Origin of the sequence: Treponema sp. OMZ 906 (assembly GCF_024181185.1) — a bacterium.
In the GTDB taxonomy this organism is placed as follows: domain Bacteria; phylum Spirochaetota; class Spirochaetia; order Treponematales; family Treponemataceae; genus Treponema.
The window spans coordinates 986,867-1,011,476 of sequence record NZ_CP051196.1 but is presented as its reverse complement, the minus strand read 5'-3'; the positions used below and the strand labels follow the sequence as shown (position 1 = coordinate 1,011,476).

Genomic DNA, 24,610 nt, shown 5'->3' with positions numbered 1-24,610 from the left:
AGCATAAAACGTGGAAGAGATAAAAACGCCGGAAGGCGGGGTGCTAATCCCCATTCCGATTGAAACTGAAGTAAAACGTGCATATATAGACTATTCAATGTCGGTTATTGTGAGCCGTGCGCTGCCTGATGTGCGAGATGGCTTGAAGCCGGTACACCGCAGAATCCTCTATTCAATGGAAGAGAAAAACTTGCGCTATTCGGGGCCGACGCGCAAATGCGCTAAGATTGTCGGTGATGTACTGGGAAGCTATCACCCGCACGGCGATGCCTCCGTATATGATGCACTTGTCCGTTTGGGGCAGGATTTTTCCCTCCGGTATCCGGTAATCCATCCGCAAGGAAACTTCGGTACCATCGGCGGCGATCCGCCTGCAGCCTACCGTTATACGGAAGCAAAGATGGCACGGCTTGCAGAGTCGATGGTAGAGGATATCAAAAAAGATACCGTTGATTTTATTCCGAACTTTGACGATTCTACGCAGGAGCCGACCGTTCTGCCGGGTAAATTTCCGTTCTTATTGGCGAATGGTTCAAGCGGTATCGCCGTCGGTATGGCAACCAATATGCCGCCGCACAACCTGCGCGAAATTGCCCAAGCAGTGTCCGCCTATATCGACGATCCCGACATTACCATTGATGAGCTTGCCAAGTACATCAAAGGGCCGGACTTTCCGACCGGCGGCATTATCTTTGGTAAAAAGGGCATCCGGCAGGCGTTTAAAACCGGACGCGGGAAGATTTTAGTCCGCGGCAGGTTCAATATCGAAGTTGATAAAAAAGGCAAGGAAACGATTATCTTTACCGAAGTGCCCTATCAGGTAAACACCACGGCGCTTGTTGCGAAGATCGGTGAACTTGCCCGTGAAAAAGTGATAGAAGGGATTGCGGCAGTCAATGACGAAACCTCAGACCGCGCCGGTTTACGACTGGTTATCGAGTTGAAGCGGGGAGCAATCGCAAAGGTGGTGCTGAATCAGCTCTTTTCCAAGACAGCCCTGCAGTCCTCCTTCGGCGTTATCAACCTTGCGTTGGTGGATGGGCGGCCGCAAACGCTGACGCTCAAACAGCTGGTCGGCTACTTTGTTGCGCACCGGCAGGAGGTTGTTACCCGCCGCGTCCGCTTCGACTTGAAAAAAGCTGAAGAGCGCGCCCATATTTTACGCGCTCTTATCGTCGCCATCGACAACATCGATGAGGTGATTAAGATTATCCGCGGCTCCCGCGATACGGCAAGCGCCAAGAACGCGCTGATGGAGCGGTTTTCGTTTGACGACATACAGGCGCAGGCAATCGTTGATATGCAGCTCAAACGCCTCACCAGCCTCGAAATTGAAGATCTCCGCAAGGAATTGCAGGAGCTTGAACTGCTGATTGAGCATTTGAAAGACCTCTTGGCGCATCCTGAAAAAATTCTTGCGCTTATTAAGCAGGAAACCGATGAGCTTGCAGAGAAATTCGGCGACGACCGCCGTACCGATATTGTCAGCGATGAGGTGGAAGAAATAAACATTGAAGACCTCATCAAAAAAGAGCAGATGGTAGTGCTGGTTTCCAACCTCGGCTACATCAAGCGGGTTCCCGTAACTGCTTACAAGCGGCAGAACCGCGGCGGCAAGGGTTCCAACTCGGCTGCCTTGGTTGAAGATGACTTTATCGACCAGATTTTCACTGCTTCGACGCACGACTATATTATGTTTATCACCAATGAGGGGAAGGCATACTGGGTTAAGGTACACGAAATCCCCGAAGCAAGCCGTACAAGCCGCGGTTCTCATATCAAGTCGCTGCTCGCCGTATCTTCCGACGAGGAAATTACCACGATTGTGTCCTTAAAAGAGTTTAGTAGCGACACATACCTGCTGATGGCGACGGCGGGCGGCATCGTGAAGAAGGTACAGACCGACAGCTTCCAGAATGCCAAAACGCGCGGCATTATCGCCATTAAGCTGGATGAAGGGGACAAGCTCGTGAGTGCAATCCTTACCACCGGTAAAGATGAGCTGATGCTGGTAACCCGGCACGGACAGGCGCTCCGCGTTTCCGAAACCGAAATACGCGACCAAGGACGCGCTTCGCATGGGGTAATCGGTATTCGGCTGTCCGGCGGGGATGAGCTGACCGGTGCGCTTCGGATTAACGGCGGCAAGCTCCTCGTGATGAGCGAGAACGGCTACGGCAAGCGGGTTGACTTTTCCGAGTTTTCTCCGCATGGGCGCGGTACCGGCGGGCAAAAGGTGTATACCATTACCGAAAAGACCGGCGAGGTGGTCGGATTGCTTGCCGTCGCTGGCGATGACGAAATCGTGTGCATCACCGGACAGGGAAAAACCATCCGAGTACAGGTTTCCTCTATTAACGTGATGGGACGCGCCGCGCAGGGTGTTAAAATCCTCGATATCGAAAGCCCCGACCAGCTCATCGGCTTAGATGTGGTTGCACGCGAGGACGAAGAAGATATCGCGCCGCCCGCTTCGGAAACAACCTTCAACGGCGAACTCGACCTCGACGGCGGGGATGCGGAGTAAAAAATGGGTAATGGGTAATGCGCTAATTGATAATTAAACCGGTACGGGCACCGCGCCGTTAGTTGCAGGTACTGCTACATTACGAGGTCTAATTTCTTATACAATGCCTCTTGTAACGTTTGACTGAAATTAACGCCTGCTTTTTCTGCCTGAATATTCAGCCAGGCAGGAAGTGTCAACGTCTTCTTTACCGCTTTTTCGTTTACTTTAAATTCACCGCATATAAACGATACAAAACTATTTTTATCCGTTGTAATTTTGCTTGCAGCGGATGCCTTGGGTAACGTATCGATTGTATAATCATCTTGCAAATAAAGTTCCATCGCCTCAACTGCATTCGCATAAACTTCGGTTTCAGTATCACCCTGAGTGGAGCAGCCGGGCAGATCGGGAAACTCCACCCAAAAACCGCCGTCTGCTTCGGCATGAAAAATAGCAGGATACATAATTTTCATCTTTTAACCTCCAATCCGGTTCTTTTCAAGATTGCAGACAAAAGCCCTTTTTTGATGTCCGTACCGTGTACCGGAAGGATCTCAGTTTTTTCACCTTTCTTAATTTTGTGATGGCTGCCTTTCACTGATACCAATTCCCAGCCGTCTTTTAATAATAATTTTAAAAGGTCTCTGTCTTTCATGCCTACCGTTATTACACGTATCACACGTATTGTCAATAGATTGGTTGATGTATTGCAGTAATGGCGGGGATGCCTAGCATAAAAAAAGGCGTATCGGCTTCTTTTTAAGGAACCGATACGCCTTGTAGATTAAACCCTTTTATCTAAACCGTATAGGAACCTCTAAAAATGGAAGTTTTTAGAGGTTCTCATATATTTTCAGGCAGATATGAAGTTCGGGATTAATACCAGCCTCTTACCTTCATTGCTTCATCAATTCTCTTGATGGATTTCATGTAAGTTGCTTGGCGGAACGAAACGTTCTTTTCCTTCTTTAATGCCCAAATCGGGTTGAATGCGTCGATCATTGCGCGCTCTTCTTTCTCTTCAACTTCTTTTTCCGTCCAATAGTAGCCGTAGAGGTTCTGTACCCATTCAAAGTAAGAAACGGTAACACCGCCGGCATTGGTCAGAATATCGGGAGTAACAAGGATTCCCTTCTTGTACAGGATCTCATCAGCTTCCAACGTAATGGGGCCGTTTGCGCCTTCGCAGATCAGCTTTGCCTTGATCAGATTGGCTTCGTGCTCTTTGATTGCATTTTCCATTGCGCAGGGACTGATAACATCGACATTCAATGCCCAGAAGTCATCGAGGGAAATTTTCTTTGCACCGGGAACATGGAGTAAACTGCCGTCTTTTGTCTTTGCCTCATTCAATTCTTCAAAAGTAAAGCCACTTTCTTTGTAGGTTGCGTAGGTACCTTCTTTCTTGTCGAATTCCGCAACTGCGACAACTTTTCCACCCAGCTTGATGATGTTCTTAACGGTGAACTTTCCGACGTTTCCGAAACCCTGAACGGCAACGGTTGCTTTCTTTAAATCCATACCGATTGCTTTGCAGGCTTCACGCATAATAACGGCAACACCGAAGCCGGTCGCCTCGTTTCTTCCCTTGGAACCACCGTAGGTAAGCGGCTTACCGGTAAATACGCCGATGGTCTGCTCGCCGGTCAGCTTATTGTATTCATCCTGCATCCACGCCATGATCTGGCCGTTGGTATTGACGTCCGGAGCAGGCACATCTACTTTTTCACCGAGGTACTTATACAAACCGCGTACCCAGCCGCGTGACAACTGCTCCAACTCACGCTGAGATAATTCGGAAGGATCAACAGTGATACCGCCTTTTCCGCCACCGTAGGGTATACCGGTTACTTGACATTTAATACTCATCCAAATAGAAAGAGCTTTTACTTCATCGGCATTGACATTTTGATGGAAGCGAATACCACCCTTGTAGGGGCCGACCGCATCGTTATGCGCAGCTCTATATCCCTTAAATACTTTGATAGAACCGTTATCCATCTTTACCGGAATGGAAATTTCGATTATCCGCTGCGGTTCCTTCAATAATTCATATACCGCGGGATCTGCTCCCAAAGCATCGCACGCTTTTTTTACTTGTGCCTGTGCATTCGCCAACGGGTTTAAGGTTTCTTTGCTCATAAAACTCCTCCTCAATAAGTTTCAACAAACAATCATATTATGGTAAAAATGGAACTAAAAACTTTAGCTATACGCATTTTACCTCACTTATATTATCTATAAGTATAGAACCGAAATTGCTAACAGTCAAGCAAAAGTTTCACATCTTCCAGGGTAACCGCATCAGGCCGTTTTTTCATATCCGCCACGGACGGCGGTGATACTAATCAGCAGCAAGGTTTTCGCTAGAAAAACTTGACACGAATATTGTACAAGGAAGTACAATGTTCGTGTTTCCCGCAGAATCATTGAAACTATTCAACTAGAGTTGAACCACTCGCAGTTCAAATGGTTTCACAGCCTCAATGATTCTGCGCTTTTTATCTACTCTGCCTGATGCGTTTGCCAGCCTGTTTGAAGAAATGTACAAAATTTTAGATAAAATTTCGTTAAAGGAGAAAGAAAATTATAGCGAGAGCGGCACACAGTAAAAGGACTACCCCGTATACCCATAAAGGTAAGGGGTCGGTGTCGGTGCGGGCATCGGCTTCATGTCCGACGTATTGCACAATACGGAATTTCTTTTTTTTTAGTTTTTTTGTATTATTCTTTTTGTTCTCTTGCTCATCAGGAGTGAACGCATAGCCGCATGAGGGGCATCCGTCTTTAAACTCTTTATGTGTTCCGGTAAATCCGCAACTGGGACACCGCACGGAGGCAAAAAAACGGCCACAGTGGGGACAGATTACTGCATCACGACGAACTTCTGCATTACAATTTTCACAAAAAAACTTAGGTTGTTTATTCATATACTTAGCTTGAACACGAACAGCCGCCTGAGCATCCGCAGCCTCTACTGCACGAATGAGCCGTTTTGTCTTTCCCTTGCGAAGAGGAACCTTGCACATCAGCCTTCTTCACATCTGTAGATGCTACTGTTTTTTGCGTATCGGTTTGATAAAAACCTTTACCGGTAAAATTTAATCCAAAACCAGCCGAGAATACTTGATGAGCAGATGCTCCGCATTGCGGACAAACTATAGCAGGCGTATCGGTCATTTTATGCTGTACCTCGAAAGAAGCTCCGCAAGAATCGCACATATAGTCATACGTAGGCATAAGCCCTCCACAGATCAATCAAGTAATTAAAATGCTCTATTAGCAGCCGAAGTTATACCTTCTTCAAAATGCAACGGTTGAACAAAGTTTCAACTTTGGAAACTGTTGCATTGGTACGCGATAGCGTACATACAATAAGCAAGTTTTTGGTAGAAAACTTGACGGTTAACGAGGCTGCGCAATGTTAGCAGCCGAAGTTATACCTTCTTCAAAATGCAACGGTTGAGAGAATATCAATTCTCGAGAACCGATGCATTATGCCATTTCAAAATGAAATGAGAAATGGCGTACAATAAGTAAGTTTTCGGTAGAAAACTTGACGGTTAACGAGGCTGCGCAATGTTAGCAGCCGAAGTTATACCTCGTAGCATTGTAATGAGCTCTGTTTCTGTAATATCGGCATTTTCTACAAAAATAGAAGAGTCTTGAACGGAAAAATCTCCATTCAGACCATGACTCAGAAGCAGCCGGACAACAAGAGCTGCGCGAACGTCTGTTGCCTCAAATATCGCAGAACACCGATACATTGAGTTGATATCCTTTTTCAGATAAAGCTCTATCGACCGTATCGGCAGTTCAATATCCTCTAAGCCTAACAAAGCGGATACTACGGAGCCTCCCGAACGGGCATATAAGCCGATTTCCCCTACCCCACCGGATTCACTCAGGGCTTGAAATCGGGGCGGAAATATCAGGGACTGAGGCTCGGCTATCCGCTGCAAAAACGCTGTCGAATCCCGTTGATTGTCGCCTAAGCACATAAAGGCTATTTTTTCTTGAACCACTATATCCACAGTTGCAGAAGAATAATAGGTGCGATTGTTCAGTGCTGCCGCGCGGCGTTTTTCCCAACCGTCTTTTTTAGAAAACAGCAAATCTCCCAAACTGACAGGATAAGAACCGCTCGAAACAACGGTTACCGATGGCGGCATCCTGTAGTCTGCACCGATATACAGTACCGATGTCCGGTTCAAATACTGCAAAGCGGTTCTCTCCGGCACAAAAGCGGTAAACAGAGTTTTTAAAAGTGACTCATTCCCGATAACCGGAGCAACTATATACACATCGGCGTCCGATCCAACAGCACCGAATGCTCGTATATCATATTCAACAGGACGTGATACGCAGCTGCTCGCCAGTATAATTGCCGCAATAATACAGCCGACTCCGAATATTTTAGAAAAGTAAAGCTTTTGCACGTAATTCCCCTTATCTTGAATGCTTCAACCTTGAAGAAGACGCAAAAGTTAGTTGTTTTTTCGCCATCCCAGCCCACTATAATACGTACGAGGACACACTGTCAATTTGAAATCATCAGAATATTATTAATTTTCTAATATTGGCGAAGATTAAAAATATACCGGACTACTCCTGTTGAAACATATCTGTTATGAGTTTTGTTTTATGCCTTTCTCAGCAGCAGCTACTATCAATAAATATTTTAGACACAGCATAATTCTTCCCTTGTCCATTTCTCATCGCTTGACGCTGCATTTAGTAAGTGCGCACATTAAAAGATCAAGATGAAAAGAGTATTTTAAAATTATAGACTACCGGTTATCCATTTATTTTCTAAAAAAAATATATGATTTTTTACTCTTTATAACGAGGTGTCAAAGTTTTTATCAGCTTTGAAAACGGTGTTATGATTTTCTATATGATAGTATAGTTTTTATTTTACCATTGTCATAGAATTCATAATCATAATACGTATCAAACAGACCGTCTTTTTCAGAGATTTTATTACCCATAGTGTCATATTCATAAATTGTCGTATTGGTCTTTCCATCTTCATAGGTTGTTTTCTTCGAAATTAAATTACCGTTATCATCATATGCATAAAAATTTTCACCTAAATAACTTTTTTCATAAATTTTATTTCCATGGGAATCATATTCATAATATGTAATTCCATCTTTTAGAGAATTTTTATAAGTACATTTTCTAAAGTCATCTGTATATGCCCACCATTCATGATGTTCACCAAGTACTGACTGACTATATCTATGAACTAATTTATGATTTTCATATTCTGCATGGTAATTTAAATATGATTCACCACCAATCGTGCTATGAAAATATGTCATATCGCCATTTGAGTCATATTCGTAAAAGTATTCATGTCCGTCTCCACCATTATCTTTTGAATATACGACTTGGTTATTCCGGTTATACTCATATTCAATAAAATATCCATCTGTTTTGCAGTAGTTTTTCAAAAGATTATGATTATCATCATAGGTTTTTATATAAATTGTTTTCTTATTATCAATTCCACTGATGATTTCAATTGTTTCTGAATTTTCTTCATAAGTGTAGTTTTCAATTTTTAACACTTTTTTTGTTTCTGCTAACCTTGTATCTGTTGCTTTTGTGTTTTCAAGTTTATTGCTTTCGCAAGCACAAAATGCGATACATAGTCCCCAAAAAATAATTTTTAAGTTTTTCAACTTCATATTTCTTTTCCTATAAATTTCCACTCCAGCGGCGTGTCCTGCTAACACCCTTTCGACTATTCCTTATAATATCATAAAACCACTAATTTGCAATCTAAACTGAGATTCTAGCTGCCACATCTTTCTACTATAAGTATCTACCGGAAAAATAAACAGCAAGTAAATTAGGCCTATCTTCACCAAATTGAGATAAAAATCACATCCTGTCATAGGACTTTGAACAGCAAAACCGCCACGGTTGAGGACGAGGGTGTAAACCATAGTGGTTGAGACATCGCTATGTTCGAGAAGCTCTTGGATGGTGCGAATATCGTAGCCGTCTTCCTGGAGCAAGGCTTATTCATAATGAGTTCACATTCTTAGAATACGAACTATATGTTCTTTTTCAAAAACTTCATATACCAAACGATGCTGTATATTAATTCTTCTTGAGTATTTTCCCGTTAAATCTCCAACTAACTTTTCGTAAGGCGAAGGATTTTCAAAAGAATTATTCTTTATAACTTCAATTAAATGCTTTACTGTTGGTTTTAGATTTGACAGTTCAATTTTTTTACTATCTTTTGCCGCCTGTTTTAAATAAACTACTGTCCACATCACCAGTCAAGCTCTTTAATGCTCTCTTCCAATGGCTCTTTACTTGCTTCAATAATAGATTCTCTCATTCCTGGGATAGAATACAAATACAAGGTTTCTTGAATAGCATTTCAGTCATCTTCTGAAATTAAAACCGCATTATTTCTTTTGCCGGAAATGATAATCGGTTCATGGCAATCTCTTGTTTGGTCAATGAGATTATAAAGATTAGTCCTCGCTGCCGTAGCGGTCATTGCTGTCATTTACGTACCTCCATCGGAGTACATAGCGTACGAATAATCGTACGCTATGTCATGAGGAAAATTACTTTTTTGCGTCTTGTTCATAGTGACTAAAAGCTTCTTCAAAAATGCTCATTGTACTGTCACATGCCCCCATACTTTCAAGGTAATCTCTTAAGTATTTACGGGAATCGGAATGACGAGGAAACTCTTTATCAAACCTTACATCTCGTGCAAGATCTCCTACAGAAGTACTGTCGTTTTTAAACTGCGACAACCACGAATAAAATGATTTTGACATTTCTTTACCTCCGTTATTTCAAAAAAATATGAATTGAGTGATAGTTTCGGATATTCCATCGTCTGTTAAACCTGCATTACACAGAAATGTCAAGTTAAAGCGGATGCTAGTTTACTGATTTTCTATAATCTTTACGGATAAACGGTTCTTGTTTCTCTTCCGATAATAAAATCGTATATTTTGTCGGCTGCCGGTATGCGTTACCATGAACTTCTCTACTTCTATACTTTCTTAATTCCTCTATATCAAAAGTTGCGATATATATTCCTTCTTCTTCCCCGGCTTCTATTATTAATGTATCTCGCGAATATGGTTCATCAATGTTATAGGCAATGCCGTCAAATGCTGTAGAATGACCATTACAATCAGGTTTTCCTTTTGGATAATTAACAGTCGCAATGCCAACCATATTTTCAAATGCTCTTGCTCTTAATTGTGAAATTCTATTAATTTCCATTGGACATGCATTCGGTACAAGTATTATTTCTGCACCTTTAAGCATGAGTATTCGTGCGCTCTCAGGAAATTCTCTATCATAACAAATCATTGAACCTATTTTCACACAACCATGCTCTGTATCTAATACAGATACATAAAAATCATTACCGGGCATTAAAGCTTTTTCATTTCCAAAAGAACATGTATGTACTTTTGCATAGGTATATAGTTCTTTACCAAATCTATCAAACAGACATATACTGTTTCTTGGTAGTGGCTCATATTTTTCAAGAAATGTTATACCGATAGCCATTTGTAATTCTTTCGCTAAATCCGAGAATGAACGTATAAACGTATCATTTTTACTAATTGCTTTACTCTTTAATTCATTGACAGATTTAGGTATTTCGTAACCAATACTCCACATTTCAGGAAACAATGCTATATCTGCCCCAATGTTTTTTGCCTTGCGACAAGCTGATATACCGATATGCATATTTTCAACAAGAGACTTCCCCGGCATTAATTGTAGTAAAGCTATTTTAATTTTAGACATTTATTTTTCCTTATTGTATTAAATCTTGTCAAACCAATAAGGTTATAAACCGAAACGTAAGCAAAGACTTGCCTTGTCGACTACGAACGCTTATTATGGCAAAGATATTTTTCTTTAAAATTGCCATATTTTATAATTCGATATGACTTTAATCCTTCATAAGGCGGTAAACTTATAAACAAATTTTCATCCATAAAACAAAACGCCTGCGACATTATTTATCAACGTAAAATTAAGCAGGCCAGTGACCTGCCACCATAACTAACCATCGCTTTACCGGCAACCTTGCCTATCCTCGTTGTCAGCGTTGCAGCGGGTGTTAGAAAGACTCTTCCTTAAATGGATTGATTACCATTACTCCACGATATGTCTGCCCCGGGTTTAAATCTTCAGAAATAATGCATTCACATTTTGCTTTCTCAGCAGCAGCTACTATCAATGAATCCCAAAATGATAATTGTAAAATTACACTAATATCTATTGCTTGTTCTATCAACTCTAAGTCATTTTGAACAATTTCCATATTGCAAAAATTGTGTATAATATTTTTAACAATTATTCGATCTGCCTTTAATTTTGTTGTTGCAACTACATAGAATTCTTTAAGTACTTGTGTTGATATTACCGGTTGATGTAAATTCACAACTTTCTCTATTATTTTTCGAGCTTTTGCTTGCTTATATAAATCTTTTGAGTCAAGGGTATAAACAAGTATGTTTGTATCAATAAATATTTTAGACACGATATAATTCTTCCCTTGTCCATTTCTCATCGCTTGACACCGCATTTAATGTATCCATAAGTGAAAAAGTCTCATGAAGCCAGTAATCTTTATTGGTAACAACCGTTTGCTCAATAAGTTTCCTTACAAGAAAATTAAAGGAGATATTATGTCTCTTTGCATATTCTCGCCCTGCCTGTAAAACAGTTTCATCAATTGATAGCGTTATATTTTTCATAAATGCTCCTTATCAACACAGTATAAGTGCACACATTAATAAAGTCAAGATGAAAAGAGATTCTGTAAATTATAGATTAATGCTTATTCATTTATCTTCTAAAAAACTATATATTTTTTTAGTCTTTCTAACATTGTTTTAACCTGCAAACAGGCATAGCCACATTTGTCGGCTTTGAAAACCGTGTTGGGTTCTGTTTTTATTGTAGTTGTAATACTAATTTTTTCCCCAGAACATTCGCAGCTTTTGTAAGCGTTGCAAGTGTCACGGAATCATTGTATGGATTTAGAAGCCTATCCAATGCAGCGCGAGACGTAGACATTTTCTTAGCCATTTCAGTTTTATTGATATTTTGTTTCTGCATTTCTTCTAGTAAATTATATGAAATCAACCGCTTAATTGCCTCGTTCTGTATATCTGTGGCAAGACCCTCTTCTTCGAGAAAATCATTAAAGGAACTTCCTACATAAGCGTTATTCATTTTTGACCTCCTAAAACCAAGTTTCTTCTTTTCTTTCCCAACTCCATATCTTCTTTTGGAGTTTTCTGTGTCTTTTTTACAAATGCATAGAGTAAACCTGTTCGGAAACTTCCGTTTCTGAACAGGTCACCTTGAAATGCGATGTTCTAAATCGTAGGTTTATTTTCAGCCGCTGAAATAGCGCGGCTGAAAAACACGTCGAGTTTGCTTCGCAAACATCGCGTATTAACGTATGCGCGTTCCGCACATCAATGCAGCAGTTTCCAAAGTTCACACTTTGTTCAACTGTTGCATTTTAGGGTGCTATTTGTGCGATTTAGAACTCGGCGACCTATTCGACAACGCAGTTATCGAATAGGTCTAGTAATATCATTGTATTTCCGCTTACAGTGAACATGATTCTGCAAATTCTTTTGTCGGAAATACCAGTTCTTACTTCCCATAAATCAGCGTCGAGTTTTCTAACTATTGGATAACCAATCGGCCATGACATTTCTACTGCCATAATATCCGCACCGACAGATTTTTTGTCTTCTGGAGATAAAGCCTTCAGGAAATCTCGTACAGGTTCATTATTTTGCTCTGTTTTGAAAAAATCTGCTTGTATTTTCTTTTCGACTTCCATATCTAAAACGCACCATAATTGATACATTCTGTCAAATAAAAAACACATCTTTCTACCATAGTGTTTACTAGAATAAACCAGCAATAGACAGATTAGACCTCTCTTCACTAAACAGGACAAAGGAATAAATCACATCCTGTCTATGGGGCTTTGAACGCCTAGATCGCCGCGGTTTAAGACGTGAGGATAGACCAGAGCGATTGAAACATCGCTGTGACCGAGAAGCTCTTGGATGGTGCGAATATCGTAACCGGATTCCGGTAGATACGTTGCAAATGAGTGGTGGAAAGTGTGGCAGCCGATTGATTTCTGAATACCTGACTTTAAAACGGATTCATGGAGGATGTGTTGAATAATCGAAGGATCAATGCGGTATCGTCCCTGTTCGCCTATTTTTTGATTCTGCCAGTGGGTTTGCTTGAAGAAATCCTTAAGACCGTATCCGAGATCGTCAGTTTCTTCATATCGAGTTTACTTCAAAAGATAACCCAAAAATTAAGCATATAAACAGCATTATAAACGACCTCACAAGCAACATTCGGGACAAAACAAATGTCTGATTTGAAGCGGGTGTTAGACGATTTTACTTTCCCATAGTTTGAGCATAGGTTTTCGCATTATTAACAAAAGTTTTTAAATCTATCTTGTCAAAATAATCTCGCTGCCATTTTGTATAATCGAATCGTTCTCTTCGTACAGCGGCAATAAAGTATTCTGCCTCAACAACTCCCATAGCTTCTACAAGACATTCCATACCGCGAGAAAGAAGCTCTATCGTCGACGGCGGTGCAATCATTTCAGTCATCATTCTCATTACCTCCGTTTAACAAATCTATAAATTCTATCGGATTAAGTAATTTCACAGTATTGCTTTTGTATTTCAACATGCCTTTATCTGTAGTCAAAAGGTAGTCACATTTCATCATTTCAGCACAAACTATATGACAAGAATCTTTCATCTTTACCCCTGTTGCCATCACTTTTTTTGCCTTTGTAATGACTTCTTCTGATTTGTCACTACCTACATAATCAGAAACATACTCGTCTAGAAAGTTCTTTACAGCAATTTTTCTATCCATATACGGATTACAAGAATTCTCATAGTCTAAAATGAATGAAGAAGCAAGTTCTAAGCGCTTCTCTGTTATAAAAAATTGGATAAGCAACTTTGCCTGTGTTTCAAGTGAAATCGGTAGATAATTTTGGTCGTCATACGGTCGATTGTAACAGCAGTTATCAAGATAAACTTTCATAAGGATAATTATATCATATTTTAAAGACTTTTGCAGTATAGCAAGATAGCTCATTCTGACCATCCGAAGGATTTATATTTTGTTGATTTCCTTAACGAGTTTAAAATTCTTATAACAATTTATAAAAATACAAATCATTTGCTGCCCACCAAATGATCACAAGGGCAGCCGCACCAGATATTCCCGGTGCGGCTGCCCTCTATCCTACACAGCAGTACAGACACTACAGCACCACGCCCCCCTACACCTCCACCTTCTCCAGCGCGATGAGCCAGCAAAGCCCGCCGCCCATGCCAAGCTCGGCGGGCAGGTTGTTACAACCGGCTTTTTTCCGCCGTCCCATTCAGGTGGGGGAAAAGGACAAGCCCTTTCCCGTGCCATGTGATGTTCATTCTTTAAGAGCCATGATGAGGATACCGATCGTATAAATATGTATGCACACCGCAAGCGTTCGGAAAATCAACAGGAAAAACGCGTCTAGCCCAACATATATAGAAGTCGGTCCGTCCGCACCGCCTACTATTGAAATTGCGGGGGTACTATCAAACAAGTTAAAGACCGTCGTCGCTTGCAGCGGAATGAGACCTATGTTTAATATCAGCGCTATTATCAATAGCGTTTTTCGTACCCTTCTTTTCATACTCTGCAATCTTAGAAGCTCTACCAGCCCTACACTCCAGCCGCCTTCTCCAGCGCGATGTGCCAGCAAAGCCCGTCGCCCATGTCAAGCTCGGTGGCAGGCTTTCCTGCAGGCAGCGTCTCCCCAAAGGCCGCCTCGACCGCCAAGGTCTCATTCATCAGGTAGTCCTTGTTTGCCTCGAACGCTTTTTGCAAGAGGTTCTTCCCGTCCGTATCGGTGCCGGAAACGGAAAGCGTAATCCGGTCGGTTACTTCAAGCCCGGACTCCTTCCGTAAGTTCTGCACCGCGCGGACAAGGTCACGGATATAGCCTTCCAGCAGCAGCTCCTCGGTTACCTGCGTGTTAAGCGCAACCGTCAGCGTCCCTTCGTTCAGCACCTTGAGGTTCGCCTTTTCAATGCGGTTCAGGATCACCTTGTCGGAAGTCAGCTCAACGGCTTGCCCCTCAACATCAATGCTCAAGGTTGCGCCGTCAAAGAGGCTTTCAATCTCCGCAGAAGAGAGTTTTTCAATTTGAGCCGCTGCGATTTTCATCTTTGCGCCGAGCTCTTTTCCCAGCACCTTAAAATTCGCCTTGGCGGAATACTCAACCAGCTCATCCTCTTTGTCGTGGAAAATTACCTCTTTCACGTTCAGCTCTTCCATAATGCTGCTTTCCATTTCGCGTAAGACCGACTTCTCCTGCTGGTTCTTCGTAACAATTTCCACCGCTTTGAGCGGCTGGCGGATTTTCAAATTGAACTGATACCGGAGCGCCCGTCCCATTGACACGGCTTTTTGCACCGTCTCCATCTTAAACTCAAGCTCGGTATCCCGCGCCGCTTCCGCATAGACGGGGTAATCCGCCAAGTGTACGGAAAGAGGATCATCAGCTGTTCTCAAATTTTGCCAAATCGATTCGGTAATAAACGGCACCACCGGAGCCGCGACCAGTGCAAACTTCTTGAGCGCGCGGTACAAGGTCTCGTAGGCTTGCGCCTTATCGCCGTCGTTTTCGCTCTTCCAGAAGCGGCGGCGGGAGCGGCGGATATACCAGTTGTTCAGCTGATCGATATATGCAACAATCGGGTCAATCGCCTTCGTAAGGTCGTAATCGTCCAACGCCGCCGTTACATCAAACACAAGCTTTTCAGTTACGGAGAGAATCCAGCGGTCAAGCGGATTGTTCAGCTCTTTCACAAAGGCGGCGATGTGGGCATCCGTGCCGTCGAGTTTCGCATGGGCAGGCGGCGTAACACCATCGATGTTCGCATACGTCACGTAGAAGCTGTAGCTATTCCACAGCGGAATCAAAATACCTTTCAGAATATCGCGCACACCGTCATCGGAGTATTTCAAATCCTCCGCCTTGACCACGTTTGAGTGCATCAGGAACAAGCGCAGCGCATCCGCCCCAAACTGCTGGACAACCTCATTGGGATCGGTATAGTTCCGCAGCGACTTGGACATCTTTTTCCCGTCGGTTGCCAACACCAGCCCATTGACAATACAGTTCTCAAAGGCGGGGCGGTCGAACAGCGCAGCCGCCAGGACAGTCAGCGTATAGAACCAGCCGCGGGTTTGATCCAGCCCTTCGGAAATAAAATGAGCGGGGAAGTGCTCTTCAAAGTATTTTTTATTCTCAAAGGGATAGTGCACTTGTGCATACGGCATCGAACCGGACTCAAACCAGCAGTCCAGCACTTCCGGAACACGGTACATCGTTTTGCCGCACTGCTTACACGGTATGGTAATCTTGTCAACAAAGTGCTTATGCAAGTCTTCGGGATAAACACCACTCAATTCTTTCAGCTCATCGCGGCTTCCCACACAGAGGGAGTGTCCGCAGTCGGGATTGGAACACTTCCAAATCGGCAGCGGATTTCCCCAGTACCGGTTCCGGCTGATTGCCCAGTCGCGGGCGCCTTCAAGCCATTTCCCAAAGCGTCCCTCTTTGATATGAGCAGGCTGCCAGTTGATTTTGCTATTCGCCCGCAGCATCGCGTCCTTTACCTTTTCCACCGAAACAAACCAGCTGCTGACGGCACGGTAAATGAGCGGGCTGGAACAGCGCCAGCAGTGCGGATAGGCGTGCAGAATTTGATCCCGTTTCACCAGTTTCCGCTCAGCCTTCAACCGCTCCATAATATCTTTATCAGTATCTTTTACAAAGCGCCCCTGATAGTCCGGAACCTCCGTCGTAAACTTACATTCAGCATCGACCGGGCAGATCATCGGTATTCCGCTTCCCTTAAACAGCGTACTATCCTCTTCACCAAAGCCCGGCGCCGTATGAACAATACCCGTACCGTCTTCCGTCGAAACGAAGTCACCGATCAAAGTTTGGAACGCACCTCGTCCTGCATCATCGGAAGAGCCGTCCTCTTTTACGGTCAAATTCGCAAAATACGGGAAGAGCGGCTCATAGCAGATACCTTGCAGCTCTGCGCCCTTTTTCTTCCATATAACGGTGCATTTTTCCGGTTCGCGGTAGTACGCCGCTAAGCGGGATTCGGCAAGAATATAGTGCTCCCCCTCATCGGCAACCAGCACGTAGTCTATATCTGCGCCGAGCGCAAGTCCCAAGTTACTCGGCAGCGTCCACGGGGTAGTTGTCCACGCCAAAAGATAGGTATTCGGCGGAAGCGGCTCCGCAGCAAAAGTTTTCGCCGCAGGGGTACCCGCAACCGTATACCGCGCCTTAAAGCGGATGGTAATCGCAGGATCGTGTACATCCTTATAACCGCCGAGATTCAGCTCATGATTGGAAAGTACCGTGGAACAGCGCGGGCAATACGGCAAAATATAATGCCCCTCATACAACAGCCCCTTCTCCCACAGCTGCTTCATCACCCACCAAATCGACTCCATATACGCCGGTTCCATCGTCTTATAATCGTTATCAAAATCAACCCAGCGTCCCAGCCGATTAATCGTATGCCGCCACTCCTTCACATAGCGCAGCACACTCGCCCTGCACGCCTCATTAAACTTGGCAATACCGTACTTTTCAATGTCGGTCTTCGAGTTCAGCCCCAGCTCTTTTTCGATCAAGTTTTCTACCGGCAGCCCATGACAGTCCCATCCAAACCGCCGCTCAACCTTCTTCCCCTTCATCGTCTGATAACGCGGAATAATATCTTTAATCGTGCTCGGCACAAAATGCCCAAAATGCGGCAGCCCCGTTGCAAAGGGCGGGCCGTCAAAAAACACGTACTCATCAGCCCCCTCACGCTGCGCAACAGACTTCTTAAAAACATCGTGGTCTTCCCAAAAGCGCAAAACCGCTTCTTCCTGTTTCGGAAAATCCACCTTAGGATCAACCGGTGTATACATACCTCATACTCCTTGTCTATAAAAGGCGTTATCTGGAACCCCTAAAAACTCAATCTTTAGAAATGCCCCTCTTTCACTAAAACGCAAATATGAGAACCTCTAAAAACTATACCTTGAGTGTTTAGAGATACCCATCTATTTATCTGTGTAGTTTCAATTTTTTATGTCATTATGTCAATATTTGGGCGGCTTTTTGCACTGTTTTAACCATTGTAGCAGAAGAAGTTCAAACAGCGCAAAAACCGGTCTCCGGCTCCAATCTTTTTCCCGTTCCTGCATCATCGGAGGCAGGTTTTTCCGCTCCTGCTCCAAAACTGCCGCATACCGGAAAACAAACGGAAAAAAGGATATCCGCCTCTGCCCTTCCGCTATGTCCAAGCATTGCCATCCTTGTCAATGCTTGGACGTGAGTTTGCGTGCCGCAAACTCACTGCTCTGACAGGATGTCAGTGGTTCACAGAAGAATCGAGTTTTTCTCAAGGAAAAACTCGAAGCAACCAAATGTACATGGATGTATATTTGGTTGCGATGGCATCCGTGTCCGTTCTGAAAGTGCACATCCGTGTATCGGATTCGTGTCAAGTTTCTTTCACAAACTTGACAACTTAAAAGAAGATCGTTTGCTTGAAAAAGGAAAGCATGCAGAACTTCTTGAAAAAACCGGCTATTACACAAAATTATGGAACGCGCAAATAGAGGCGTAGCTATGATTTGTACGGAGATGTTTGAAAAATTTTTATATTTTCTTGTTGACCTTGGAAAATATGAGAGTTATAATTTTTATAAAAGAGGGGGGTGATGCTTATACAGGTCTTTATATTTTAGGTTCTGTATCATCCGATTCTTTTGGCTATTAATGTTTATTTCAATAATACGGAGGGTTTGATTTCAGATCCTCCGTATTCTCCATATTTTATTAGAGGTTGGAATATGCAAGTATTTTCTCAGAAAAAATATATAAAAGTTATTGCCTATGTTTGCTTTCTTAGTCTATCGATTGCTATCAAGATTAATCCCTATTCAATGCGTATGCATTCAAATAAAATGCTGATGAAAAGCTGGGGAAGAAATAAATTAATCAGCCTTGTTCCTTTTACTACAATTCAAGATTATATAAAAAATTATACACATTATGCCCCTTCAATCCTATACCGCTTTTTTTTCGGAAATATTCTTTTTCTTGTTCCTATGGGAATACTGTTAGGAATCTGGAAGGTAAAACAAAAAAATGCACATACGATTATCATTATGACATCGATTGTACAGGAAATTATCTCTTTTGTGTTTTATAGTCCGTTTGATATTGATTCGGTAATATTAAATATATGCGGCTGTTTTATTGCCTATTATTGCACTAAGGCTATATTACGGAAAAAAGAAGAGAAAAATCCAAATTACCGTTGATACGGTCAACAGTCTACGACATTTTTATTGTAATCGAAATACGCCGTATAGCATCCGTCGCTGAAATTGTTTTGGTTTGTATCATTTGAACGCTCAAGCTTGTTTCTTCTAAAAGATAGTTAATTCAATCGCTCTCCATTCCTTTGGAATCGTGAATTTTTTCATAGCTCATTTATGAAAAACAAATTAAACGATCGTGATTTTATTATTAGGCAACAAATGTACAAGGAAGTACATTTGTGAACGATGACATCCTTGGCGGTTCTGAATTAGCATTCTTATCAATCAAGACAGATAACAAATGCTCAGAACCGTATGATGATTTTTCACTAATTCATCTGGAGAATCCCATACGCCAAAATCTTTCGTAATACCGTCACTGTGTATGCTATTTTCATGTCCGCCGGATTGACAAGAAGCCAAACACTCGGTTAAAATACGTCCGAATACTCGGTTTTATATAAGCCAAACACTCGGCTGAATATAGGCTGGGCGGAGGTTTTACAATGAAAGAATACTATCAAAGAGTTTCGGATAAGATTTTACTTGACCATTTAGAATCTAAAGGAGCCGTGCTTATAGAGGGTGCTAAATGGTGTGGAAAGACAACCTCTGCAAAGCATATAGCCAAAAGTGTTATAGAGATGGATCGTCCGGATATGACGGAGCAGTATCAGCAAATGGCAAGGATAAACCCCTCAAATCTTCTTGAAGGTGAGGTTCCTCATTTGATTGATGAATGGCAGATAGCAACGAATATCTGGAATGCCGTACGGTATGAAGTTGACCGGAGAGGAGAATTTGGACAGTTCATTCTTACAGGTTCTTCGGTTCCTGCTGCGTTAGATGAGAGCATGCATACAGGAACAGGCCGGATCGTGCGTATGCAAATGCGTCCGATGTCTCTGTTTGAATCCAAAGATTCCACCGGCCAAGTGTCATTAATGGATCTGTTTAATAAGAAAGACATATCCACTGTGGACAATCATAGTATTGATGAAATTGCTTTTTTGATTTGCCGGGGAGGATGGCCGGCAGCTCTGAATCATGGTAAGAAAGTCGCATTAAAACAAGCATTTGATTATTATGATGCCGTTGTAAATGATGATATATCCAGAGTCGATAGAGTAAAAAGAGATTCTGAAAGAACAAAACGTATACTAAAATCCTATGCTAGAAATGTTGCAACACAAGCTTCTCTGGAAACAATCAGATCAGATGTAATCAGTAATGATGTAGAAACCTTTGATAAGGAAGCTCTTTATGGGTACCTGAATGCTTTGAAAAGAATATTTGTCATTGAAGATTCTCCTGCATGGAATCCGAATTTGCGATCAAAAACGGCTATTCGAACTTCTGATACTAGGTATTTTGTGGATCCGTCTATAGCTGTGGCAGCACTTGGACTTGGTCCAACGGATCTGGTCAATAATCTGGAGCTTATGGGTTTGATATTTGAAAACTTGTGTGTCAGAGATTTAAGAATATATGCCGATGCATTGGATGGCAGTGTATATCATTATAGAGACAAGACAGGTCTTGAATGTGATGCTGTCATTCATTTAAGAAACGGCAGCTATGGTTTGGTTGAGGTAAAACTGGGAGGGGATCAGTCGATCAATGAAGGCGCAGAAAGTCTGTTGAAATTAACGTCAAAAATTGATACGGAAAAAATGAAGAAACCTGCCTTTTTGATGGTTTTATGCGGAGTTGCTCCATTTGCCTATAAACGAGAGGACGGAGTGTTTGTTGTTCCGATTACATGCCTAAAGGATTAAGCAGGCTAGATCATTGCTTTTTAGCTTTTTCATACTCTCCTTGACAAATAATGAATTTAAATTTATTAACAACTGGGTGAGGCATGCAATGCCGCAGGTAAACCAGCATACCCCGATGCAGAGCGCCGGAGGGGCATCTGCGTTTGATATTTTCATCTATATCTTCAGATGTACATGAATGTATATTCTTAATGACATCAGCCCTTCTGCTTATCTCAGCATTCCTCTTTCGACAGCGTATTAAATAACAGCCCTGTCACTCCGCACACAATCAATACAACAATAGCGGCAATCATTTTTTCAAAACCTGTTGATTGAGCGGCACCGGATAGATAAAACATTGCATTAACACAATAAAGATATGGAAGCGGTGTTTGAGATATAAAAACTCCGACAAAAGAGGCAATAAAACTTACTGCTACAGCTGCCTGTGCACTCTGCTTAAAATGCAGCATAATACCGATTATCATCATCGCTATGACAGTACACACGATGCCGTGAATGATATAAACAGCCAAATGAGTCAATACAAAATTGGTCCGTATAGTATGCAGGTTAAATTCTGTTTCCAACAGACATATCGAAAGAAACGTAAGTACGGTATATAACAGAGCAATGATACAGAGCGCAACGGTTTTGATCGTAATAAGAATATTTTTTGTTATCGGCACCGTTAATATATTGATAAGCGTATTATTTTGTCTTTCCAATAAAAACAATTCCATCCCTATCAACGAAAAAATCGGTATGAATAAATAATAACTGTTTACGATAAGACCGTTATGCAAGAAAAATCCTAATGTTTCGCCATACGCAACATTATTATATACTCTCTTTCCCATAAGCTCCTGTATAACGGCAGAAATAATAATGACAAGCAGTAGTATCCAAAAAAACTTTTTCCGTTTCAGCTTTTTAAATTCAAAACACAGCATTCCTATCATTCTCATAAGCCTATACTTCCTGTTTTTCAAGAATGATCAGCGATGCAATCAGGTAGAGTATAAATACGGCAATCACATTGATCAGCAATAAACCGATATGGGGATTATTTTGTACACCCTCAAAATTCTTATACCAGATAATATGCGGCACACTTGCCAATGGGCTGATCCCTTGTAAATATCTCATCGATAAAAAAGATGCAATTACATATATACTTCCCGCTAAATTCGTGATAACGGTATTCCCCTTTGTAAAAACGGTGATAAGCGAAACAGGCAGCATAGCCAGCGTTACAAAGACTGAACTTAAAACACACAGCAAAAAGAACCGTAAAACGAGTGCCGCCGTCATACCGGATCGAAACCGGCTGCAGTATCCCGCAACGCAGGTGATGACAAACACCGCTGTCATAAACATACATGCCAACAATAACACATATACGGCTTTCGCAAAGAAAAACCGTTTTTTTGATACCGGAATTGTCCATAAGTATTTTATCGTATCGCTTTTATAGTCAGTAGAAAAAATTGCCGTTATAAACGACAGCAATATCATCGGTAGAATGAGAAAGTCCATATAGCTCAACGAAAATTTATACAAGTACATAAAATTGTCAAATAAGCCTACCGCACGTACCGTATAAAAAACGGTAATCGCTTCATAGACGACAATTAATAGTGCGGAAATAGCGAGCGCTTTTGATCTTTTATTTTTCCGTATTTCGGATACCAGCACATTAACCAATTCCTTGACCTCCCGTAACCTTTTTAAAATAGTCTTCAAGCGTCATCCGTTCTTTCATAATACCGGACACCTCTATGCCATTACCGACAAAAATTGTATTAAGCTGTGCAACACTGATATCGCTTTTTACCGTAATACCGTCCGCTAAACAGATGATATCCGATTCCTTTACACCTTCTTTAAGAAGAACTTTTTTTACCTGCTCCGTATCCTGTACAAAAATTTTTATGCCTTCGGTTTTATTTTGCCATTCGGCGATATGTATCTCGTCAATCAATTTTCCGTCATTGATAATTCCAATGCGGTCTGCCAAACTTTCAATTTCGGATAATATATGACTGGATATTAAAATGCTCACCCCGGATTGTTTTAAATCGATAAGCAGTTTTCTTACCTCTGCAATACCGATAGGATCAAGTCCGTTAATAGGTTCATCCAGTATCAACACTTCAGGATTATGCATAACGGCATTGGCAATCGCCAATCGCTGCTTCATTCCCAGTGAATATTTTGAAAAGAGTTTTTTGTCGTTATACGGTAAATTGACCAACGCCAGCGCTTTTTGTACGGCCTCATCGTCAAGCGCTTTTAACCGTGCAAAAATGTGCAAATTTTCAGTTCCCGTTAAATTGGCGTAAAACCCCGGATTTTCTATGATGCAGCCGACTTTCCGTAATATGGCTTTTCCCTCGCCGGTATTGGTATCATTGCCTAAGATATGGACTTGCCCCTCCGTCGGTTTTACAAGCCCTAACAGCATCTTCATTATCGTCGTTTTACCGGCGCCGTTTCTTCCCAACAGTCCGTATATCTCGCCCTTTTTGACGGAAAAAGAAACCGAATGCACAACGGTTGTTTCGCTATACTTTTTTGTTACATTGCTTATTTCTATTACATTCATCAGATAAACCTCTCACTCCAATATCAAGAACCGCTCATAGCTTATCTATACTCATATAGTTACCTATATGAGTAGTATACTATTTTCTTACTATTTATACCAGAGCTTGAAGAGATACGGGGGACTTTTTGCCGGAAAACAAATTGAGTGTTGTCTTTCTCTCTTTTATAAGTGGGCGGCTTTTTGCACTGCTTTAACTATTGTAGCCGCCGAAGTTATACCTTATTAACGGCTGAAAGATTGGAAGAAATAAAAAATCACCCTATATCGTATGATGAGGATAGCCCCAAACTGACAAAGGCACAAATAGCCAGACTCAGACCGGCGCATGAAGCATATTGGAATGTAACGCCCGTTAAAAAAACAATTTCTATAAAGATCGATGCGGATATTCTTGCAGCACTTCAATCAGGAGGTAAAGGCTATCAAACAAAAATAAATAGTATTTTAAGGAAAGCTATTACTACAGGTGATTATTAATCAATCCTGTAAAAAGATTTGTGTAAATGGCATCCGCTGAACGTGAGTTTATGTGTCGCACAGAAGATGATGTTGTTGCATACATCAAAGAATTAAGGAATATAAGCAATTAGTTTCTGCATAGTTTTATATAATAAACTTAATACCATCACAGATGGCGGTGTATGCAATATGTGAGCACTGTCATGCAGACGCTCTGTTTATCATTTCAGGTTTCCTTTACAGCGCTTGCTCATATTTCTAAAGAGTACCGTACCGATAATCATAACGATAATGCCACCGAAGGTGATACCCCAAATTGAACCGCCTACCCAAGCATAACGGAACATTGCAGCATATCCATCAGGAACTCCTATGAATGTTTGTTTATAAAATTCCGGACTCAAAGCGGATAGCGCTATGGCAATAATCCCCCCGATAACCCACAATCCGATAGAAGCGAGCCCCATACATACAATCCACTTTAATACCGCCGATATATTCAGCTCCGCATTATTGGAGATAATATACACACATGAAAATACTAATGCAAAAAACAGCCCCTGTCCAAGCCCTTGATATAGTCCTTGTGCACCCGCAGACCTGATGAGATTTTCGACCTCTTCCCAATGCATTATGTTAATAAAATACTCAGGACTTATAACTGCATTAATCAGATTCGTACACAATCCAATCAAACCGGACAGCATTATACAGCTCATACATACGATACAAATTCTAAACGGTTTATTCACTTATTGCCCTCTCTCATTCAATCGATAATCATAG

Annotated in this window: 28 protein-coding genes and 3 pseudogenes; 4 read left to right on the top strand and 27 right to left on the bottom strand. The window is 41.9% G+C overall.

Going from position 1 to position 24,610, the window contains the following annotated elements:
• Positions 1-10 precede the first annotated feature (10 nt).
• The gene (gyrA, locus tag E4N69_RS04535) at positions 11-2,527 is read left to right on the top strand and encodes a DNA topoisomerase (ATP-hydrolyzing) subunit A (protein ID WP_253824648.1); all 2,517 of its coding nucleotides are present in this window, start codon (positions 11-13) and stop codon (positions 2,525-2,527) included.
• Positions 2,528-2,601: 74 nt separating this feature from the next.
• Here gyrA and E4N69_RS04530 read toward each other — a convergent pair whose 3' ends face one another.
• The 23 genes and pseudogenes from E4N69_RS04530 to E4N69_RS04430 form a co-directional block, all read right to left on the bottom strand.
• On the bottom strand, positions 2,602-2,982 hold the full coding sequence (locus tag E4N69_RS04530; RefSeq protein WP_253715338.1) for a type II toxin-antitoxin system HicB family antitoxin: 381 nt from the start codon (positions 2,980-2,982) through the stop codon (positions 2,602-2,604).
• Positions 2,979-3,164, bottom strand: a complete 186-nt coding sequence (locus E4N69_RS12795) for a type II toxin-antitoxin system HicA family toxin (protein WP_371922144.1) — start codon at positions 3,162-3,164, stop codon at positions 2,979-2,981. The genes E4N69_RS04530 and E4N69_RS12795 overlap by 4 nt, the downstream gene beginning before the upstream one ends.
• Positions 3,165-3,385: 221 nt before the next feature.
• A complete protein-coding gene (locus tag E4N69_RS04525; RefSeq protein ID WP_162662979.1) occupies positions 3,386-4,651 on the bottom strand; it encodes a Glu/Leu/Phe/Val family dehydrogenase in 1,266 nt (421 codons plus the stop codon).
• A 428-nt stretch (positions 4,652-5,079) separates the two neighbouring features.
• Entirely contained in the window at positions 5,080-5,439 is a 360-nt protein-coding gene (locus E4N69_RS04520; RefSeq protein ID WP_253715337.1) for a double zinc ribbon domain-containing protein, read from the bottom strand.
• Between the two features lie 4 nt (positions 5,440-5,443).
• Positions 5,444-5,749: an FmdB family zinc ribbon protein gene (locus E4N69_RS04515; protein WP_253824647.1), complete on the bottom strand. Its 306-nt coding sequence runs from the start codon at positions 5,747-5,749 to the stop codon at positions 5,444-5,446.
• A gap of 323 nt (positions 5,750-6,072) precedes the next feature.
• A complete protein-coding gene (locus tag E4N69_RS04510; RefSeq protein WP_253824646.1) occupies positions 6,073-6,948 on the bottom strand; it encodes a hypothetical protein in 876 nt (291 codons plus the stop codon).
• A 444-nt stretch (positions 6,949-7,392) separates the two neighbouring features.
• A complete protein-coding gene (locus E4N69_RS04505; protein WP_253824645.1) occupies positions 7,393-8,205 on the bottom strand; it encodes a hypothetical protein in 813 nt (270 codons plus the stop codon).
• A 207-nt stretch (positions 8,206-8,412) separates the two neighbouring features.
• Positions 8,413-8,535 (bottom strand): annotated as a pseudogene (locus E4N69_RS04500) (tyrosine-type recombinase/integrase); the annotation flags it as partial.
• Positions 8,536-8,556: 21 nt separating this feature from the next.
• The gene (locus E4N69_RS04495; RefSeq protein WP_253824882.1) at positions 8,557-8,802 is read right to left on the bottom strand and encodes a Txe/YoeB family addiction module toxin; all 246 of its coding nucleotides are present in this window, start codon (positions 8,800-8,802) and stop codon (positions 8,557-8,559) included.
• Positions 8,802-9,044 (bottom strand): annotated as a pseudogene (locus E4N69_RS12790) (type II toxin-antitoxin system Phd/YefM family antitoxin). Before E4N69_RS12790 ends, E4N69_RS04495 begins: the two are co-directional and overlap by 1 nt.
• 61 nt (positions 9,045-9,105) lie before the next feature.
• The gene (locus E4N69_RS04485) at positions 9,106-9,324 is read right to left on the bottom strand and encodes a sterile alpha motif-like domain-containing protein (RefSeq protein WP_162662968.1); all 219 of its coding nucleotides are present in this window, start codon (positions 9,322-9,324) and stop codon (positions 9,106-9,108) included.
• Between the two features lie 106 nt (positions 9,325-9,430).
• Positions 9,431-10,318: a carbon-nitrogen hydrolase family protein gene (locus E4N69_RS04480; protein ID WP_253824644.1), complete on the bottom strand. Its 888-nt coding sequence runs from the start codon at positions 10,316-10,318 to the stop codon at positions 9,431-9,433.
• A gap of 319 nt (positions 10,319-10,637) precedes the next feature.
• Entirely contained in the window at positions 10,638-11,060 is a 423-nt protein-coding gene (locus E4N69_RS04475) for a PIN domain-containing protein (RefSeq protein ID WP_230978025.1), read from the bottom strand.
• Positions 11,053-11,277, bottom strand: coding sequence for a hypothetical protein (locus tag E4N69_RS04470; RefSeq protein ID WP_162662963.1), 225 nt, complete (start codon positions 11,275-11,277; stop codon positions 11,053-11,055). Before E4N69_RS04470 ends, E4N69_RS04475 begins: the two co-directional genes overlap by 8 nt.
• Positions 11,278-11,476: 199 nt before the next feature.
• Positions 11,477-11,758 carry a helix-turn-helix domain-containing protein gene (locus tag E4N69_RS04465; protein ID WP_162662961.1) on the bottom strand — a complete coding sequence of 94 codons (282 nt, stop codon included), beginning with the start codon at positions 11,756-11,758 and terminating at the stop codon, positions 11,477-11,479.
• The gene (locus tag E4N69_RS12785; protein ID WP_330997106.1) at positions 11,755-11,883 is read right to left on the bottom strand and encodes a type II toxin-antitoxin system RelE/ParE family toxin; all 129 of its coding nucleotides are present in this window, start codon (positions 11,881-11,883) and stop codon (positions 11,755-11,757) included. The genes E4N69_RS04465 and E4N69_RS12785 overlap by 4 nt, the downstream gene beginning before the upstream one ends.
• Before the next feature lie 206 nt (positions 11,884-12,089).
• Entirely contained in the window at positions 12,090-12,383 is a 294-nt protein-coding gene (locus E4N69_RS04460) for a type II toxin-antitoxin system RelE/ParE family toxin (RefSeq protein WP_253824643.1), read from the bottom strand.
• A 129-nt stretch (positions 12,384-12,512) separates the two neighbouring features.
• A pseudogene (locus E4N69_RS04455) lies at positions 12,513-12,785 on the bottom strand (tyrosine-type recombinase/integrase); the annotation flags it as partial.
• Between the two features lie 181 nt (positions 12,786-12,966).
• Entirely contained in the window at positions 12,967-13,191 is a 225-nt protein-coding gene (locus E4N69_RS04450; RefSeq protein WP_371922366.1) for a hypothetical protein, read from the bottom strand.
• Entirely contained in the window at positions 13,181-13,690 is a 510-nt protein-coding gene (locus tag E4N69_RS04445) for a hypothetical protein (protein ID WP_253824641.1), read from the bottom strand. Before E4N69_RS04445 ends, E4N69_RS04450 begins: the two co-directional genes overlap by 11 nt.
• A gap of 334 nt (positions 13,691-14,024) precedes the next feature.
• A complete protein-coding gene (locus E4N69_RS04440) occupies positions 14,025-14,276 on the bottom strand; it encodes a sodium ion-translocating decarboxylase subunit beta (RefSeq protein ID WP_253824640.1) in 252 nt (83 codons plus the stop codon).
• A 29-nt stretch (positions 14,277-14,305) separates the two neighbouring features.
• A complete protein-coding gene (gene ileS / locus E4N69_RS04435) occupies positions 14,306-17,590 on the bottom strand; it encodes an isoleucine--tRNA ligase (RefSeq protein WP_253824639.1) in 3,285 nt (1,094 codons plus the stop codon).
• A gap of 226 nt (positions 17,591-17,816) precedes the next feature.
• Positions 17,817-17,978, bottom strand: a complete 162-nt coding sequence (locus E4N69_RS04430) for a hypothetical protein (RefSeq protein WP_253824638.1) — start codon at positions 17,976-17,978, stop codon at positions 17,817-17,819.
• A 494-nt stretch (positions 17,979-18,472) separates the two neighbouring features.
• On the opposite strand from E4N69_RS04430, the gene E4N69_RS04425 reads away from it, so the two are divergent.
• Entirely contained in the window at positions 18,473-18,994 is a 522-nt protein-coding gene (locus tag E4N69_RS04425) for a VanZ family protein (RefSeq protein ID WP_253824637.1), read from the top strand.
• Between the two features lie 506 nt (positions 18,995-19,500).
• On the top strand, positions 19,501-20,772 hold the full coding sequence (locus E4N69_RS04420) for an ATP-binding protein (RefSeq protein ID WP_253824636.1): 1,272 nt from the start codon (positions 19,501-19,503) through the stop codon (positions 20,770-20,772).
• A gap of 215 nt (positions 20,773-20,987) precedes the next feature.
• Here E4N69_RS04420 and E4N69_RS04415 read toward each other — a convergent pair whose 3' ends face one another.
• Genes E4N69_RS04415 through E4N69_RS04405 form a run of 3 tightly spaced genes read right to left on the bottom strand, consistent with a single transcriptional unit; the run spans position 20,988 to position 23,362 of the window.
• The gene (locus E4N69_RS04415; protein ID WP_253824635.1) at positions 20,988-21,722 is read right to left on the bottom strand and encodes an ABC transporter permease; all 735 of its coding nucleotides are present in this window, start codon (positions 21,720-21,722) and stop codon (positions 20,988-20,990) included.
• A 4-nt stretch (positions 21,723-21,726) separates the two neighbouring features.
• Positions 21,727-22,452, bottom strand: coding sequence for an ABC transporter permease (locus tag E4N69_RS04410; protein ID WP_253824881.1), 726 nt, complete (start codon positions 22,450-22,452; stop codon positions 21,727-21,729).
• Position 22,453: 1 nt separating this feature from the next.
• Entirely contained in the window at positions 22,454-23,362 is a 909-nt protein-coding gene (locus E4N69_RS04405; RefSeq protein ID WP_253824634.1) for an ABC transporter ATP-binding protein, read from the bottom strand.
• 240 nt (positions 23,363-23,602) lie between these two features.
• Here E4N69_RS04405 and E4N69_RS04400 point away from each other — a divergent pair, with 240 nt between their 5' ends.
• Positions 23,603-23,842, top strand: coding sequence for a BrnA antitoxin family protein (locus tag E4N69_RS04400; RefSeq protein ID WP_253824633.1), 240 nt, complete (start codon positions 23,603-23,605; stop codon positions 23,840-23,842).
• A 203-nt stretch (positions 23,843-24,045) separates the two neighbouring features.
• On the opposite strand, the gene E4N69_RS04395 is transcribed toward E4N69_RS04400, so the two are convergent.
• Entirely contained in the window at positions 24,046-24,576 is a 531-nt protein-coding gene (locus E4N69_RS04395) for a hypothetical protein (RefSeq protein ID WP_253824632.1), read from the bottom strand.
• Between the last annotated feature and the right edge of the window lie 34 nt (positions 24,577-24,610).

What these genes read in the sequence shown, in the direction of transcription:
- E4N69_RS04530 (WP_253715338.1), bottom strand. Translation starts at nt 2,982, where the DNA reads ATGAAAATTATGTATCCTGCTATTTTTCATGCCGAAGCAGACGGCGGT.
- E4N69_RS12795 (WP_371922144.1), bottom strand. Translation starts at nt 3,164, where the DNA reads ATGAAAGACAGAGACCTTTTAAAATTATTATTAAAAGACGGCTGGGAA.
- E4N69_RS04525 (WP_162662979.1), bottom strand. Translation starts at nt 4,651, where the DNA reads ATGAGCAAAGAAACCTTAAACCCGTTGGCGAATGCACAGGCACAAGTA.
- E4N69_RS04520 (WP_253715337.1), bottom strand. Translation starts at nt 5,439, where the DNA reads ATGAATAAACAACCTAAGTTTTTTTGTGAAAATTGTAATGCAGAAGTT.
- E4N69_RS04515 (WP_253824647.1), bottom strand. Translation starts at nt 5,749, where the DNA reads ATGCCTACGTATGACTATATGTGCGATTCTTGCGGAGCTTCTTTCGAG.
- E4N69_RS04505 (WP_253824645.1), bottom strand. Translation starts at nt 8,205, where the DNA reads ATGAAGTTGAAAAACTTAAAAATTATTTTTTGGGGACTATGTATCGCA.
- E4N69_RS04495 (WP_253824882.1), bottom strand. Translation starts at nt 8,802, where the DNA reads ATGTGGACAGTAGTTTATTTAAAACAGGCGGCAAAAGATAGTAAAAAA.
- E4N69_RS04485 (WP_162662968.1), bottom strand. Translation starts at nt 9,324, where the DNA reads ATGTCAAAATCATTTTATTCGTGGTTGTCGCAGTTTAAAAACGACAGT.
- E4N69_RS04480 (WP_253824644.1), bottom strand. Translation starts at nt 10,318, where the DNA reads ATGTCTAAAATTAAAATAGCTTTACTACAATTAATGCCGGGGAAGTCT.
- E4N69_RS04470 (WP_162662963.1), bottom strand. Translation starts at nt 11,277, where the DNA reads ATGAAAAATATAACGCTATCAATTGATGAAACTGTTTTACAGGCAGGG.
- E4N69_RS04465 (WP_162662961.1), bottom strand. Translation starts at nt 11,758, where the DNA reads ATGAATAACGCTTATGTAGGAAGTTCCTTTAATGATTTTCTCGAAGAA.
- E4N69_RS04460 (WP_253824643.1), bottom strand. Translation starts at nt 12,383, where the DNA reads ATGGAAGTCGAAAAGAAAATACAAGCAGATTTTTTCAAAACAGAGCAA.
- E4N69_RS04450 (WP_371922366.1), bottom strand. Translation starts at nt 13,191, where the DNA reads ATGATGACTGAAATGATTGCACCGCCGTCGACGATAGAGCTTCTTTCT.
- E4N69_RS04445 (WP_253824641.1), bottom strand. Translation starts at nt 13,690, where the DNA reads ATGAGCTATCTTGCTATACTGCAAAAGTCTTTAAAATATGATATAATT.
- E4N69_RS04440 (WP_253824640.1), bottom strand. Translation starts at nt 14,276, where the DNA reads ATGAAAAGAAGGGTACGAAAAACGCTATTGATAATAGCGCTGATATTA.
- ileS (WP_253824639.1), bottom strand. Translation starts at nt 17,590, where the DNA reads ATGTATACACCGGTTGATCCTAAGGTGGATTTTCCGAAACAGGAAGAA.
- E4N69_RS04430 (WP_253824638.1), bottom strand. Translation starts at nt 17,978, where the DNA reads ATGGCAATGCTTGGACATAGCGGAAGGGCAGAGGCGGATATCCTTTTT.
- E4N69_RS04420 (WP_253824636.1), top strand. Translation starts at nt 19,501, where the DNA reads ATGAAAGAATACTATCAAAGAGTTTCGGATAAGATTTTACTTGACCAT.
- E4N69_RS04415 (WP_253824635.1), bottom strand. Translation starts at nt 21,722, where the DNA reads ATGAGAATGATAGGAATGCTGTGTTTTGAATTTAAAAAGCTGAAACGG.
- E4N69_RS04405 (WP_253824634.1), bottom strand. Translation starts at nt 23,362, where the DNA reads ATGAATGTAATAGAAATAAGCAATGTAACAAAAAAGTATAGCGAAACA.